Annotated in this window: 17 protein-coding genes; 11 read left to right on the plus strand and 6 right to left on the minus strand. The window is 40.6% G+C overall.

Going from position 1 to position 14585, the window contains the following annotated elements:
• Positions 1-28: 28 nt before the first annotated feature.
• Positions 29-907, plus strand: a complete 879-nt coding sequence (locus tag NSQ54_08905) for a superoxide dismutase (GenBank protein WYP28192.1) — start codon at positions 29-31, stop codon at positions 905-907.
• Positions 908-1202: 295 nt separating this feature from the next.
• On the opposite strand, the gene NSQ54_08910 is transcribed toward NSQ54_08905, so the two are convergent.
• Positions 1203-2162 carry a multidrug resistance efflux transporter family protein gene (locus NSQ54_08910; GenBank protein ID WYP28193.1) on the minus strand — a complete coding sequence of 320 codons (960 nt, stop codon included), beginning with the start codon at positions 2160-2162 and terminating at the stop codon, positions 1203-1205.
• 84 nt (positions 2163-2246) lie between these two features.
• Between NSQ54_08910 and NSQ54_08915 the strand changes: the two genes are divergently transcribed.
• Positions 2247-2816 (plus strand): XRE family transcriptional regulator, encoded by a 570-nt coding sequence (locus NSQ54_08915; protein ID WYP28194.1) that lies wholly within the window; start codon positions 2247-2249, stop codon positions 2814-2816.
• A gap of 311 nt (positions 2817-3127) precedes the next feature.
• Here NSQ54_08915 and cls read toward each other — a convergent pair whose 3' ends face one another.
• The 4 genes from cls to NSQ54_08935 all read right to left on the minus strand — a co-directional run bounded on the left by cls (position 3128) and on the right by NSQ54_08935 (position 7490).
• Positions 3128-4588 (minus strand): cardiolipin synthase, encoded by a 1461-nt coding sequence (cls, locus tag NSQ54_08920; GenBank protein ID WYP28195.1) that lies wholly within the window; start codon positions 4586-4588, stop codon positions 3128-3130.
• 30 nt (positions 4589-4618) lie between these two features.
• Positions 4619-6280 (minus strand): AarF/ABC1/UbiB kinase family protein, encoded by a 1662-nt coding sequence (locus NSQ54_08925; protein ID WYP28196.1) that lies wholly within the window; start codon positions 6278-6280, stop codon positions 4619-4621.
• A 99-nt stretch (positions 6281-6379) separates the two neighbouring features.
• Positions 6380-6682 carry a phasin family protein gene (locus tag NSQ54_08930; GenBank protein WYP28197.1) on the minus strand — a complete coding sequence of 101 codons (303 nt, stop codon included), beginning with the start codon at positions 6680-6682 and terminating at the stop codon, positions 6380-6382.
• 109 nt (positions 6683-6791) lie between these two features.
• Positions 6792-7490, minus strand: coding sequence for a DUF421 domain-containing protein (locus tag NSQ54_08935; protein ID WYP28198.1), 699 nt, complete (start codon positions 7488-7490; stop codon positions 6792-6794).
• 151 nt (positions 7491-7641) lie between these two features.
• Here NSQ54_08935 and NSQ54_08940 point away from each other — a divergent pair, with 151 nt between their 5' ends.
• The 4 genes from NSQ54_08940 to spoVAE are packed head-to-tail and all read left to right on the plus strand — an operon-like array spanning position 7642 to position 9907.
• Entirely contained in the window at positions 7642-8073 is a 432-nt protein-coding gene (locus NSQ54_08940) for a hypothetical protein (GenBank protein ID WYP28199.1), read from the plus strand.
• A gap of 5 nt (positions 8074-8078) precedes the next feature.
• Complete coding sequence (gene spoVAC / locus NSQ54_08945) at positions 8079-8543, plus strand: stage V sporulation protein AC (GenBank protein ID WYP28200.1); 465 nt, start codon at positions 8079-8081, stop codon at positions 8541-8543.
• Positions 8544-9560 carry a stage V sporulation protein AD gene (gene spoVAD / locus NSQ54_08950; protein ID WYP28201.1) on the plus strand — a complete coding sequence of 339 codons (1017 nt, stop codon included), beginning with the start codon at positions 8544-8546 and terminating at the stop codon, positions 9558-9560.
• Positions 9557-9907 (plus strand): stage V sporulation protein AE, encoded by a 351-nt coding sequence (spoVAE, locus tag NSQ54_08955; protein ID WYP28202.1) that lies wholly within the window; start codon positions 9557-9559, stop codon positions 9905-9907. Before spoVAD ends, spoVAE begins: the two co-directional genes overlap by 4 nt.
• Here the strand turns inward: spoVAE and NSQ54_08960 are convergent.
• A complete protein-coding gene (locus tag NSQ54_08960; protein ID WYP28203.1) occupies positions 9904-10626 on the minus strand; it encodes a DUF421 domain-containing protein in 723 nt (240 codons plus the stop codon). The genes spoVAE and NSQ54_08960 overlap by 4 nt on opposite strands.
• Positions 10627-10774: 148 nt before the next feature.
• On the opposite strand from NSQ54_08960, the gene NSQ54_08965 reads away from it, so the two are divergent.
• The 5 genes from NSQ54_08965 (at position 10775) to NSQ54_08985 (ending at position 14571) form a co-directional block, all read left to right on the plus strand.
• Entirely contained in the window at positions 10775-11914 is a 1140-nt protein-coding gene (locus NSQ54_08965; protein WYP28204.1) for a D-alanyl-D-alanine carboxypeptidase family protein, read from the plus strand.
• Positions 11904-12500, plus strand: coding sequence for a nucleoside recognition domain-containing protein (locus NSQ54_08970; GenBank protein WYP28205.1), 597 nt, complete (start codon positions 11904-11906; stop codon positions 12498-12500). The genes NSQ54_08965 and NSQ54_08970 overlap by 11 nt, the downstream gene beginning before the upstream one ends.
• Positions 12497-13033, plus strand: coding sequence for a spore maturation protein (locus tag NSQ54_08975; GenBank protein WYP28206.1), 537 nt, complete (start codon positions 12497-12499; stop codon positions 13031-13033). Before NSQ54_08970 ends, NSQ54_08975 begins: the two co-directional genes overlap by 4 nt.
• A gap of 162 nt (positions 13034-13195) precedes the next feature.
• The gene (locus NSQ54_08980; protein WYP28207.1) at positions 13196-13924 is read left to right on the plus strand and encodes a pseudouridine synthase; all 729 of its coding nucleotides are present in this window, start codon (positions 13196-13198) and stop codon (positions 13922-13924) included.
• 119 nt (positions 13925-14043) lie between these two features.
• Entirely contained in the window at positions 14044-14571 is a 528-nt protein-coding gene (locus tag NSQ54_08985) for a thiol-disulfide oxidoreductase ResA (GenBank protein ID WYP28208.1), read from the plus strand.
• Positions 14572-14585 lie beyond the last annotated feature (14 nt).

A 14585-nucleotide genomic window follows, 5' to 3' on the forward strand; every position in this document is an offset into this window, starting at 1 on the left:
CCCAAACGAAAAATTAGGGGGCTTTGTTTTGAGTGAATACATTCAGTCCATTGTAAATTGGGCGCAGCATTTGGAACAGAAATGGCTTGAGAATATAGTGTCACTAAAGCGCAACCAAATTGTTACAGACCCATTTGAACAAGCACTTTTTCATTTACGTGAAGGACTCACTTATCGTTCTCATGATGAAGCGTTTATCGTACAATTAGCGGATGAAGCGTACCGACAATGGAATCTATTGCAAAATTTTAGTCAGCAAAACGGTGTGGTTGATGAGAACCCTGTACCCATTGGCGGACATACTCTTCCACCACTGCCTTATGAAGCAAATGCATTAGAACCTTATATAGACGCAGAAACGATGCGTATTCATCATGACATTCTCCACAAAAAATATGTAGATGATTTAAATAAAGCTGAACTTGAGCTTCAGCAGGCAAGAAGAACAGGTGACTTTGATTTGGTGAAGCACTGGGAAAGAGAGCTTGCGTTTAACGGGGCAGGTCATTATTTACACACCTTGTTTTGGATGGTGATGTCTCCTAATGGCGGAGGAGCACCTATGGGGGAGCTTGCCACTCAGATCCAAAAGGATTTTGGAAACTTCCAGCAGTTTAAAGCTCATTTCTCAGCTGCTGCAGAAAAGGTCGAAGGGGGAGGCTGGGCAATACTCGTTTGGAGCCCACGATCACATCGTCTAGAAATCCTTCAGGCAGAGAAGCATCAAAACCTATCGCAGCAGGACCAAGTCCCATTACTCGTGCTAGATGTCTGGGAACACTCCTATTATTTAAAATACAAAAATGTACGTAAGGATTACATTGAGCAGTGGTGGAATGTTGTAAATTGGCAAGAGGTTTCAAAACGATTTGCTGAAGCCAAGAAATTACGCTGGCAGCCCTATTAAGTCTAAGAATTCAAACTAGCCTAAGACAAAACTAAAAATCAATAAGAAAATGGCGAATGATTTAACGGTCTAATCATTCGCCATTTGTGTTTTTGAGAAACCGAGCGTAAGGAGAATCCGAGACTCCTACGGAACAGAACGAGGTGAAGACACTGTAGCGGCGCTTTATCCGCGAAAGGGGCTGAGGCCGTTCTTGTGGGTGCGAGGAATTCTCCTGTGGCGGATTTATTGCTATATTTGTGTTAAAATCTTTAATTTAAAATGATGTCCCGGCCTCTTTCACTCTTTTATTTTTCTATGACGCTTTCTGATTGAACAAGATCTTTTTGGTATTCTTATAGGTGAGGTACGCGTGTAGGAGTAATCCAGCAATAATGATAACAATACCAAACAAGGCAATCCCTTTTGGTGGGGCAATGGATAATAAAAGCATTTCTCCAATAATAACAAAGAGAATTTGCATGGATTGTGTAGCCTCCACCGAAGCAAGACGAGCTTGGTCGTGCCTCACTTGGTTTGTAGCATAGAACAATAGTGTTGTGGCAATGACTCCTGAGCTTAACCCAACAATGCTTGACTGCGTAACTTGTGAGGCTGATGGCAAGCCTGTTTGCACAAAACCGATACATGCAATAATGAACCAAAACGGCAAACTTGCAAGGGTCATGCCAAAGACGCGCTCAATGGTTTCAAGTCGGCCGCCACAAACCTCCATCATTTTGCGATTACCGAGCGGGAAGGCGAAAGCAGCAATAACAACCGGACCAATACCGAGTACAATTTCTGTTGTTGATAGCGATCGTGCATTTGGAATTTGAATGAGTATGACCCCAAGTAAGATAAAGATTGAAACAGCTAACGTTGATAATGGAATGGTAGATCGTTTTGTGATTGATCCATGTTTCATTAAGAATAACGGAGCAAGTAAAGCACCACATATGATGGTTAGCTGCCAAGTTCCAGCGAGCAGCCAGCCTGGTCCATAGGATGCGGCGAATGTAATCGGTACATAAAACAAAACAAAGCCTACAAAACTCCAGATAAGCCATTGTATCGGCTGTTTTTTCATTTCTTGAAGTAAGAGCATCAGTTTACGTCGAAACAATACAAGAATGAAAAGAAACGGTACCATGGAAAAGAAGCGTAGAGAAGAGGACCACATCCAACTTCCACCATCCAGCTCCATTGAACGGTTTAAGATGAATGTAACAGCAAAGAATGCAGAAGCAAGTAAGCCAATCAATAATTCTTTCATAATAGCCTCATTTCATATACTATAATATATATTTTGTATATTATAGTATCATAAGTGTAAAAAGAAAAGGAGTGTTTATACCCTTTGAATCGATATGAAAATGAAAAGCAATTCACCACTCAAATAGGAAGTACGCTACGAAAGGTCCGATTGGAGAAGCAATTAAGCATTCAAGAGCTAGCTGACCGCTCCTCGGTAAGTGCGTTAACGCTTGGTAAAATTGAAAGAGGGGAAGCAAATCCATCCTTAGCTGTCATATGGAAAATCGCAAATGCACTAAGTATACCGATATCCGCTCTGTTAAAAGAAACAGAAGATGTACAAATTTCGCGTAGTCATGATGGGAACAAAGTATATAGTGTAGATGGCGTTTGTCTTCTCGAGCCAATGTTTGATGACCGAGTATATGGACCAGTGGAGGTTCACCGAGCGTTCTTAAAACCGAATAGCACATATCGTCCTGGAAAACATCAAGAAGGCGTTGTTGAATATGTAACGGTCATGAGGGGAGAGGTCACGGTCTGGATTGAAGAGCGGCCAACTGAATTGTCTACATATGATGCCGTTAAGTTTGAAGCAGATGTGGAGCATGCGTATGAAAATCGCTCCAACGAAGAAGCAGTTCTCCATTTTGTCATGACGTATTCAACATGAAGGGTTTGGGTGGTAGAATATATAAAAAATGTGGTTAAGACAAAACTATAAATCAACTAGAAAATGACGAATGATTCTAAGATTGAATCATTCGTCATTCGTGTTTATCTTATTTTAGTAAGACGAGCGGAAGGAGAACCCGAGACTCCTACGGAACAGAACGCGGTGAAGACACTGTAGCGGCGCTTTCCCCGTGGAAGGGGCTGAGGCCGTTCCCGTGGAAAGCGAGGGATTCTCCTGTAGCGGATTTATTCCTATGTTTGTGTTTTGCTACCCAGATTCATGTTATGTCCCAGTCTCGTGTTTATCTTTTATAAGATAGGCGAAAGTAATCTTGAAATGGACTCTTTAAATCGAATCCATTTTGGTCGTTGCTCATAGATCTCCAACGTGTAAAGCTTAGAAAGCTTTAAGTCCTCATCAAACTTCGCTAAAAGCTTTTCAGCCAACTCTTTTTCATAAATAAATGCATTGACTTCAAAGTTTAGCTTAAAGCTTCTCATATCAATATTTGCTGTACCAACTGAGCTTATTTTACGATCGACAATTAAGGTTTTCGCATGAATAAACCCATTTTCATATGTGTAAACCTTTGCTCCCACTTTTAATAATTCGCCTACATGGGAAAGTGTGGCCCAGTAAACAAACATGTGGTCAGGTTTATTTGGAATAATGATTTGAACATTAATTCCACTTAAGCAAGCGACCTTTAGCGCATCAAGCAGTGTTTGGTCTGGAATAAAGTATGGAGTCTGAATATAAATGGAATCTTCAGCCTTCATGATCATTTTTAGGTAGCCACTTTTAATTTGCTCCCACTCTGAGTCAGGCCCACTTGATACCATTTGAATCGGAGTGGATCCAGTTGATTCAATCGTTGGAAAGTAGCGATCCTCATAAGAGATATGATAATTTTTGGCGGCTTGGTTCCAATCGAGAATAAACCGAGTTTGAATCGAATGGACGGCAGGACCTTTTAATCGCAAATGCGTATCGCGCCAGTAACCGAACTTTTTACTTTTTCCTAAGTATTCGTCTCCAACATTAAATCCACCCACATATCCTAAAGATCCATCAATATTAATTAATTTGCGATGGTTCCGGTAATTAAGACGAAGATTCACAGGTGAAAGCTTTGAGGGGAAAAACACACCAATCTCACCGCCCGCTTGCTCAAGCTCAGAAAGGTGCTTTCTTTTTAAACTTCGCGATCCCAAATCATCATATAAGAAACGAACCTTAACGCCTTCACGAGCTCTGGCTGTGAGTGCTCGAATGATCTTCTTACCAATTTCATCGTTCCGGAATATATAATACTGCATGTGAATGAATGATTTTGCGTTTTTGATATCTAAAAGCAACTGCTCAAATTTCTCATGACCATCCGTAAATAGACGAACCTCATTATTCTTCGTTAAAATCGCGTCGTTATTAATCAGCATCATATAGATTAAGTCACGACTCTCATCAACAACCGGTTCATTAAAGGCAAAATCAGGGTCCTTAATATGTTCTTTTTGCTCTTCAATCACACTTTCAATGCCAATCTTTTGAATACCTTCCCACTCAAACATCTTTCTCCGCGATAAGGTCTGACCAATTAATAAATAAATGATAAAGCCTAAAAACGGAATAAAGTAGAGAACAAGTAACCATGCCCATGTTGATGTGGCATCTTTTCTTTCGATAAAGATGAGCACTGTGGCTAGGAGGAGATTCACAATAAACAAGATAATTGCGAGTGTGTTAATAATGTCGAATTCAATTGTCATATACATACCTGCCAACTTTGTATTTTCTTGCTAAAATCGTCCCGATCGAATAATAGAAAAGATGATCCACAGGAACATTAAAATGGCGATCACAAATCCAATTTCAATAGCGGGAAGCTGTAGTAGGATCGTCGGTTCACTTGTTAAAGAAGCCCCAACAATGATTCCCACCATTATGACGCTAAAGGACATTAATACAATGGCAAATGACACTTTGTTGCTTACTTTATCAATTTTGTTAATTAAGCGATCTACCTCAGGTACAGAAATTTCGACTTTAATTTTCCCATGCTGAACGGACTTTGATAAAGCGCGTAATTCTCTAGGGAGATCTCTCACAAGATCAATGGAATCAATCACTTCATCTTTTAAAAGTGAAGTTAGCCGCCGTGGATCGTACCGTTCTTTGATCAGTGTTTTCCCAAAAGGTTCAATTAAATCCATGATTCTAAGCTCTGGATCTAAAGTTGAAACAATTCGTTCAACTGATAATAATGATTTCCCGAGTATCGTGAGATCGGAGGGGATCTTACAATTGTGTTTGTTTGCAACAGTAAACAAATCCTGTACAGCCTCTCCAAGACTGATTTCACTAATCGGCACGTCATAGTATCTAAGACGGAGCGCGTCTAAGTCATCCTTTAAAAGAACTTGATTCACTTCGTCGTGCACAATTTTCATGTTTTTTAATGCCTTTAATACTTTATCTGTATGTCTGCTTTTTAGTCCGATGACTAATAACGCTAAGTTTTGACGCATCTCCATCGAAAGTCTTCCAACCATCCCAAAATCAATCAGTGCAATGGTTCCGTCTTTTTTAACAAATACATTACCCGGATGGGGGTCTCCATGAAAGAACCCAAAGACAAAGATTTGTTGGAACAGCCCTTTGGCGAAGTTCTCAGCCACTTTGCTTAAGTTGTAGCCTGCTTCTTCTGTGATAGACGTAATCTTTTCTCCTTCAACAAAACCTATGGTTAAGATTCGTTTGCTTGAGAATTCATTAAAGATGTTAGGAACTTCAACAAACGGGTCCTCTTCAGATTGACGGAGTATTCTTTCCGTGTTCTGCGCTTCTTCCCGGTAATTCATTTCTAACTTTAAAGCTTCCGAGAACTCATGGAACACATCTAAAAGGTTAAACTGTTTCACCCAGATTAGGCGCTCCTCGGCTAAGCTGAGTAAATCTTCAAGAATGGCTAAATCCGTTAAGACAATCTTCTCAATGTTTGGGCGTCTTACCTTAACTACAACTTGCTCGCCTGATGGAAGGAGAGCTTTATGTACTTGACCTATAGAGGCTGCTGCTATAGGCTCCTCATCAAAATCGTGATAGATCTCATGTAGAGGGGCGTGAAGGTCCTCTTCAATGATGGACTTTACTTCTTGATAGGAGAATGGTGGGACATGGTCTTGAAGTCTGCTCAATTCACTAATTAAATAATCCGGAAAAATGTCAGATCGAGTGCTTGCCACTTGCCCAAGTTTAATGAACGTAGGTCCTAGCTCTTCTAAGAGTAAGCGAAGTCGTTCTGCAGTAGAGCGATAGTAATTTGGGTCTTTCTTTTTTTTCGGTGTTCTCACAAAGTCTAGAAGTCCAAGATCACGAACTAAGTGACCGAACCCATAATGAAAAAGAGCTGTCAGTATGTCTTGGTATCGTTGAATATAGCGAATGCGTTTTTTAATCAATGCTTGGTCACCTCCAACTCTATAAAAAGAGACAAAAAACGCAAAGCGGCGGATCTTTAAAAAGAACCGCCATTTTTGTTTCTGGTCTGAGTATCTGTTTTACTGTTTTGGAATGGATTGTTCTAATTCTCTAATTCTGCGCTCTAATGCTTCCACTTCTTCTTTTGTTGCGATATTCATAGAACGAAGCATTTGTTGAACACGTTCTTGAACAATGCCATCAATTTGTTTTTGAGTTTGACTTCCTTTTTCAATTAAATCTTCCACAAGATTTTCTGATTCAGAACGTTTGATCTCGCCCTTTTTGACTAAATCATCTACCGCTTTTTCAATTTGTTCCTTACTAGCTACGGCAGCACCTAAACCAAGTGAATACACATTATTCAATATACTTCTGACCATGATCACATTCCTCCTGGTTAATCTCAAACGCCTGACGAGATTATTCTGTTATCTAACCCTAATACTACCTTACTTTATCGAAAATGAAAATCAATAGCCTTGTGAACGTTTATGAAGATGATTCTTCATAAGCTTGGAGATACAAGGCGTCGCCCTCAATCCATTCCCCGTATAAGATCTCTTCACACTTCTTATAACCTTGTTTATGAATTTCTTTTTGGAGCCAGGTTTCTGTAAGGTTTGCTGTTTCTAGGTTTTTCTTTGATATCTCTCCATCAAGGATCACTAACAATGGAAGAGGGACAGGAGAAGGCTTGATATTAAGCTCTTGGTTCTTTGGCGTGTCAAATGGGTGTTTCTTTAAAACCGTAATGGTCCCATCGGTTTCGAGGACTCCGTGTTCTACTTCATTAATAGAGAAAGCTCCTTTATCCCTTAACAGATGCTGCAGCTGATTAATGTCTAATTTATTTTTCTTTAACGCTTTAAAATCAACCTTTCCTTTATAGATCACAATGGAAGGGCTGCCTTCAAGCCATGAGCGGGATCTTCTAATTTTCTGTGTAATGATTTCAATCAAATAAATCAACGTTCCCCAGATTGCAATGGCAACAAGCACCCTAAAAATACTCACCTCGTCATCATAGATCGCATTACCAACGAGTTCCCCAACAACTAAGGCTGAGACAAAGTCAAAGGGAGAAAGCTGTGATAGCTGATTTTTCCCGAGAATTTTTGTTAATAATAATAAAGCAAAAAAGCCAACAATTAATTCAACAGTCAGAGAACCATAAGTAGAATCAAGCATATAACAATTCCTTTCATTTAACGTGTTTCTTAGTTTGAACGAAAAGCCGATTGTTATCCGAGAAAAAAACATGCGTTTGTTGTTATAAAATAACGCACTAACTCAAATGCTAAGTGAAATGATCGACGCAAATAAGTGAAGGATGGATGTTATGTATAAGAGGGTTATAAGCATTTGGGTGATGAGCCTACTTGTTCTCACGGCTTGTGGTGGGGCAAAGAATATAAAGTCTCTTTCAGGCGAAGATATGAATCCTGTCGTAAGCCAAAGTGACATAAATCAAGCAAAAGAGCTCGTGCTTCAAATGGAAGAAGTGACTGATGTTAAAGGAATTCAATATGAACATTTATTATTCCTTGATCCAAAAGTGAAGCAACTGGATCGTCTTAAGCTAAAGCATATCCGACAGGAGGCTTTTAAACGAGTAAAGGATGAGTTTCCTGAATCAAAAGTCCATGTGTCCACAGATCGAAAAATTTACATGGAGCTTGAAAAACTGGAACAACAATTAGCAGATGAAAAGATCGCGGCAGATGAATTAAAGAAGAAACTAGAGAAACTAGAAGAAGATATGAAGGGGTAGTGTAGATGGCAACAAATAAATTAAACCCAGAACAAAAGCAATATCAGCAACTTGCCAAAAAGCATGAGAAAAAAAGACCTGTTCTTAAGAATTGTATACGAGCATTTCTAGTTGGAGGTCTTATTTGTGTAATAGGTCAAGGGATCTCTATTTTCTTTTATACCTTTTTTGATTTCACTGAAAAAACAGCAGGTAATCCAACCGTCGCAGTTCTTATCTTACTATCTACCTTACTAACAGGTTTTGGCGTTTACGATCGAATTGCTCAATTCTCTGGTGCGGGAACGGCTGTACCTGTCACGGGGTTTGCAAATTCGGTTGCATCTGCGGCGATCGAACATCGTACAGAAGGATATGTGCTGGGTGTAGGTGGAAATATGTTCAAACTTGCAGGTTCAGTTATTGTATTTGGGACAGTTGCAGCATTTTTTGTGGCCATTATTAAAACCATCGTTCAAGGAGGGTTTTAAATGCTAGTAGGAAAACAAAGCTGGGTATTCGAAAGCAAACCGGTTATTCGTTCAACCGGGACAATAGGTGGACCTTTTGAAGCGAATGGTCGTTTGGCGGATGAATTTGATCTGTTGCATGATAACCTTTGGATGGGCCAGGGTTCATATGAAAAAGCACAAACCGTTTTAATTGAACAAGCATGTGAAAAGGCGATTGAGAAAGGTGGGCTGACAAAGGATCAAATACAGTTTATGTTGTCTGGCGATCTGGTTAATCAACTAACTCCTTCGACATTTGCAGGAAGAAGTCTTAAGATTCCTTATCTCGGACTTTTTGGTGCTTGTTCTACTTCAATGGAAGGTCTTGCAATGGCTGCGTACCTCATTCAAACAAGGGGAGCAAAACATGCTGTTGCTGTAGCATCCAGTCATAACGCAGCCACAGAAAAGCAATTTCGCTATCCAACTGAGTACGGTGGGCAAAAACCGCCAACCGCACAATGGACGGTAACAGCAGCAGGTGCAGCTGTTGTATCACATGAAGGTAATGGTCCACGAGTGACGGCCGCAACGATTGGGCGAATTATTGATATGGGATTGTCTGATCCATTTAATATGGGCGGAGCGATGGCACCTGCTGCGGTTGATACGCTAGAAGCACATTTTCGTGATACTGGAAAAAGCCCTGAGGATTACGATCTGATTGTGAGTGGTGATCTAGGTGAGATTGGACTCGCCATTGCCAAAGAATTGTGTGAGCAAAGAGGAATCGTGTTAAAGGAAAACCAGTTTAAAGACTGTGGCCTCATGATTTATAAGGAAGATCAACCTGTACTTGCTGGAGCGAGTGGCCCGGGATGCTCCGCTGTTGTTACATATGGTCATCTGTTAAACCGAATGAAAAAAGGTGAGTTAAATCGCATTCTTGTGATTGCAACAGGTGCTCTTTTATCGCCACTTTCATTTCAACAAAAGGAATCCATCCCTTGTATTGCACATGCTGTATCAATCGAAGCAGAGGGGGTGAGAGCTTGATCTTTCTTTGGGCTTTCCTCGTTGGAGGGTTAATCTGTGTCATTGGACAACTTTTAATGGATGTAGGTGGTCTAACGCCAGCTCACACCATGTCTACACTTGTTGTAAGCGGCGCCGTCTTAAATGGAATTGGCGTTTACGATCGACTCATTGATTTTGCTGGAGCAGGTGTAACGGTTCCGATTACCAGCTTCGGTAACTCCCTTGTTCAAGGGGCGATGGATGAAGTGGCTCGAAACGGTATCATTGGTGTATTAACAGGGATATTCGAGGTGACAAGTGCCGGGATTTCTGCCGCGATTATCTTTGGTTTCTTAGCTTCTCTTATCTTTAAACCAAAAGGCTAATGCTGAATGGCTTCGTATTTAATATCATGGTTTGTGTAAGCAAGCTGAATCTCACCATTTGAATTAATGGTACAAAGAAAAATGGAATCGTACGTCTGAATACCCTTCTGGTTTAATTTATCCAGGAGGTTTTTTTTGTTTATTTTGAGTCTCTTTAATATTTCTTCTTGAATTTCACCTTCAATAATGACAGGGTAGGCGATCCCTCCAGGCGTTTTTTGAATCCCTAGATCCTCAATTGAAGGAGATTGTTTCTCTGCTTTCTTATATATGCTGAGCTCACCACTCGCTTCAATAATACCAAGTTCTATTTCATCTAGATCAAATACGCTTTTGCTTCGTGCCATTTCTAAAATGTTATCTAAAGAGTACCGAATACTTTTTATATTTTGGACTAGAATTTTCCCATTTCGAATGACAACTGTTGGCTCAAATGAAATCCATTTTCCAAAGGTACGATTTCGGATAGCTAGCTTTGACACAAAGACTTGAAGTAAACAGATGCAGATGATAGCAAAGGCTGTTGGCAGGTGTTTTACACTAGGATCAGCAATGTCTGCTCCAACAACAGAAGCAAGAGAAATAATGATTAGAAAATCAAAGATGGGGAGCTCCCCGATCGAACGTTTTCCCATATACATCGTCATAACGAGAAGTAAAGGGAAAATGGTAATGATTCTTAAAATTATGAGTCCTAAATCTTTTAGTTCTTCTACCACCCGAATCACTCTTTCATTTTTTAGCTAGTCTGCTCACTTCTCTTTTTTCTAAACCCTATAACCCGTCATAAAAAAGGTTGTCCGGCATAGACATGTTGGTAAGAAGTCAGGGGACAATCCTTGAAGACAGGAACGAGGCGAGGAGCAGATGATAAAAAAGATCAGTTTATTAGTACTATCCGTATTGCTGTTAACGATGGGATGGACAACCGGGCTTGTAAAAGCAGAAGCAAACATTGGGGTCTCTGCGCAAGCTGCTGTCTTAATGGAGCAGTCTACCGGCAGAGTGTTATATGGGAAAAACGAACACGAACCGATGCGGATCGCAAGCATAACAAAGATCATGACAGCCATTCTCGCCATTGAGTCCGGTAAACTAAATGAGACTGTTACCGTGTCTGATCGAGCATTTGGAACAGAAGGATCTTCACTCTACCTACAAGCTGGGGAGAAGGTGTTACTCGAAGACTTGGTGTATGGATTAATGATGAGAAGTGGCAATGATGCGGCAATGGCTATTGCTGAACATGTAGGAGGAAGCGTCGAGGGCTTTGTTCTACTTATGAATCAGAAAGCAGAAGAGATAGGGATGGAGCACACAACGTTTCAAAATCCACATGGCTTAGATGATCTTGAAAATCATCGCTCCAGCGCATATGACATGGCTCTTCTAACTCAGTATGCGATGACCAATGAGACGTATAAAACGATCTCAAGTACAAGTGATTATCGGACAAAAGAAGGAACGACTCGAGTATTTCACAACAAGAACAAGCTACTTACCCAGCTTTATAAGTATTCAACTGGTGGAAAAACAGGATATACGAAGCTGGCCCATCGGACGCTTGTGTCAACAGCAACTAAAAACGATCTTGATTTGATCGTTGTCACACTTGATGCGCCAAGTGATTGGGATGATCATATGAATCTCTTTAATTGGGCATTTGATCAAGTAAAGCTTCAGGAGGTTGTTCAAGAGGGGCCTATTTCACTTGTTAAGGACGAGTACTATAAAGGAAGAGTCTATTCAAAGCAATCGTATTTTTACCCGATTAAGAAAAACGAGTTGAACAAGTTAAATCAAGAAGTAACACTCGTTACACCTCCCGTAGCTGAGGAAAAATTGACTGAACCTGTTGGCAAGCTAACTGTGAAAATGGATCAAGAAGTTCTGACAAGTATTCCACTTTATTATGATCCTCCAACCGTAGAAGAAAAGCGCTCCTTTTGGAATCGGTTGTTTGGAGTGATCCAGGTCGTAGTGGGGGTCCAAGCAAATGATCAATAAAATTTGGATGTCGATGTTTGTGATTGGCGTTCTTTTTGCAGCCTGGAATGGGACGATGGACCAAGTGAATGCAGCCATATTTTCAGGTGCAAAGGAGGGTGTTGCCATCTGTCTCGGTCTAATCAGTGTACTCGCATTTTGGTTAGGTTTAATGAAAATTGCCGAGGTATCTGGTCTTCTCGCAACATTTGCTAAAATGTTACGTCCTCTTGCTACAAAGATTTTTCCGGAGGTTCCTGCTAACCATCCGGCAATGGGGTATATCCTAAGTAATATCACGGCTAATATGTTTGGTCTTGGGAATGCTGCTACACCAATGGGAATTAAAGCAATGGAGCAATTAAAACAACTTAACCATAATCGAGATTCAGCCAGTCGCTCCATGGTGACGCTACTCGCTTTGAATACGGCATGTATTACGTTTATTCCAACAACCGTTATATCAATTCGGATGAGTTACGGCTCTGCTTCTCCAACAGATATTGTCGGACCAACGATTATGGCATCTGCTTGTGCATTCATTGGAGCCATAATCATTGATCGCATCTTTTATATGAGAAAGATGAGAAAGCAGCGAACAATATGAGTTGGTTAACGGAACTCTCAATCTGGTTTATTCCCTTTTTAATTGGCGGCATTTTAGTGTATGGAACGATTAAAAAAGTTCCAACCTATGAAACGTTTGTAGAAGGTGCTAAGGAAGGGTTTGGGATGTCGATCTCCATTATTCCATATTTAGTGGGAATGATGGTGGCAATCTCTGTATTCAGAGCCTCGGGTGCCCTTGATTTTATAATGAACGCGATGTCACCTCTGTTTCATTTAATAGGTGTTCCCGGTGAGATCGTGCCACTAGCATTGTTGCGTCCTGTTTCAGGAACAGGAGCGCTTGCCTTAATGAGTGATTTAATTGCCACTCACGGGCCGGACTCATTTATCGGGCGACTGGCAGCGACGATGCAAGGTAGTACCGATACTACCTTTTATATCTTAACCGTTTACTTCGGAGCTGTCGGTGTAAAGAAGATGGGAGATGCGCTTAAAGTAGGCTTGCTCGCTGATTTAGTTGGTATTGTGGCTTCTATCGTTATTATTACGATTTTATTCCATGGAGTATGAGTTCGCATAGGACTAATGATCACTAGGTGATGTCATTAGTCTTTTTTTTATTTTGAATGTTGCCTAACTATGTAATCACCCATGCTTGATCTACGTTAATTTTTTGTCTAATCTTGTGTAATGACGCTTCTGGGGGTATGATGGTACGTGAGGTGAATGATAATGGAACGGTTACAAAAAGTGATTGCCCACGCAGGCGTTGCATCCAGACGAAAAGCAGAGGAATTAATCCTCCAGGGACGGGTGTCAGTGAACGGAAAACCCGTGACTGAATTAGGTGTAAAAGTACAAGCAAATCGAGATAAAATTGAAGTGGATGGTGTTCCGATCGATAAGGAAGAACCTGTTTACTTTCTTTTATATAAACCGAGTGGAGTCATTTCAAGTGTAAGTGATGATCGCGACCGAAAAGTAGTCACTGATTATGTTCAAGTGGAACAGCGGGTCTTTCCTGTAGGACGCTTAGATTATGAAACATCCGGTTTAATTTTACTGACAAACGATGGAGAATTTGCCAATCTTCTCATGCATCCTCGACACACCATTAACAAGGTGTATGTAGCTAAGGTAGAAGGTATCCCAACAAAAGAAAACTTAAGACGACTTGAAAAGGGGATCATGCTAGAAGATGGGAAGACAGCCCCAGCTCAAGTTAAGCTTATGACCGTGGACAAGAAAAAAAATACAGCGATTGTGAGATTAAGCATTCACGAAGGTCGCAATCGTCAAGTTCGTCGCATGTTTGAAGCAGTTGGCCATGGAGTTCAGAAGCTAAAACGTGAGGAATACAGCTTCCTGACGCTAAAAGGGATGAACCCAGGTGACGTGCGTCCGCTTAAACCAATTGAGGTTAAGCATCTTCGTGAGCTTGCTGTCACGAAACCGTCATAAAACAAAAAGACAAGTAGTACAAGATAACGCTATACTAGAAACAGGCTGGCATCAGCCTGTTTTTAACTCATTCTTTCATGCAGTATGTGAGAACTTTGTACGTATAGGAGGTAGCTACGATGAAAAGAAAACGGTTAATTATGAGGTCGTCTATCTTATTTGCCATAGTTGTAGCAGTAGGAGCAACCATTTACTTTAACTTTATGAAAGATCATAGTATTGCCCAAGCAGGAAATGCGACAATTGACTTCTCCCTTAAGGATTTAGATGATGAAACTCACCAACTATCAGACTATGAAGGAAAAGGCGTAATGTTAAATTTCTGGGGAACGTACTGTCCTCCATGTGAACGTGAGATGCCTTATATGGAATCTCAATATCAAGAATACAAGGAAAAGGGTGTTGAGATTCTAGCAGTCAATGTAAATGAAGCGCCACTTGCAGTAAACACATTTGTAAACCGCTATGATCTTAGTTTTCCTATCTTACTAGATAAAAATATGCAAGTATCAGAAGCGTATGGGGTTCGGCCGCTTCCAACGACAATTTTAATAAATGAAAGCGGTATGATTACGAAGGTTCATCAAGGTGAAATGAACGAGGCCATGATTAATGAATTCTTAGATTCAATTGTGCCTAACGAGTAAGCGAGGTGTTAGAA

The organism is Alkalihalobacillus sp. FSL W8-0930, from assembly GCA_037965595.1.
Taxonomy (GTDB): domain Bacteria; phylum Bacillota; class Bacilli; order Bacillales; family Bacillaceae_D; genus Alkalicoccobacillus.

Excerpts from the sequence above, each read along its gene's own strand:
- NSQ54_08985 (WYP28208.1), top strand. The coding sequence starts at position 14,044 with ATGAAAAGAAAACGGTTAATTATGAGGTCGTCTATCTTATTTGCCATA.
- NSQ54_08980 (WYP28207.1), top strand. The coding sequence starts at position 13,196 with ATGGAACGGTTACAAAAAGTGATTGCCCACGCAGGCGTTGCATCCAGA.
- spoVAD (WYP28201.1), top strand. The coding sequence starts at position 8,544 with ATGCTAGTAGGAAAACAAAGCTGGGTATTCGAAAGCAAACCGGTTATT.
- NSQ54_08930 (WYP28197.1), bottom strand. The coding sequence starts at position 6,682 with ATGGTCAGAAGTATATTGAATAATGTGTATTCACTTGGTTTAGGTGCT.
- spoVAC (WYP28200.1), top strand. The coding sequence starts at position 8,079 with ATGGCAACAAATAAATTAAACCCAGAACAAAAGCAATATCAGCAACTT.
- NSQ54_08935 (WYP28198.1), bottom strand. The coding sequence starts at position 7,490 with ATGCTTGATTCTACTTATGGTTCTCTGACTGTTGAATTAATTGTTGGC.
- NSQ54_08975 (WYP28206.1), top strand. The coding sequence starts at position 12,497 with ATGAGTTGGTTAACGGAACTCTCAATCTGGTTTATTCCCTTTTTAATT.
- cls (WYP28195.1), bottom strand. The coding sequence starts at position 4,588 with ATGACAATTGAATTCGACATTATTAACACACTCGCAATTATCTTGTTT.
- NSQ54_08965 (WYP28204.1), top strand. The coding sequence starts at position 10,775 with ATGATAAAAAAGATCAGTTTATTAGTACTATCCGTATTGCTGTTAACG.
- NSQ54_08970 (WYP28205.1), top strand. The coding sequence starts at position 11,904 with ATGATCAATAAAATTTGGATGTCGATGTTTGTGATTGGCGTTCTTTTT.
- NSQ54_08910 (WYP28193.1), bottom strand. The coding sequence starts at position 2,162 with ATGAAAGAATTATTGATTGGCTTACTTGCTTCTGCATTCTTTGCTGTT.
- NSQ54_08940 (WYP28199.1), top strand. The coding sequence starts at position 7,642 with ATGTATAAGAGGGTTATAAGCATTTGGGTGATGAGCCTACTTGTTCTC.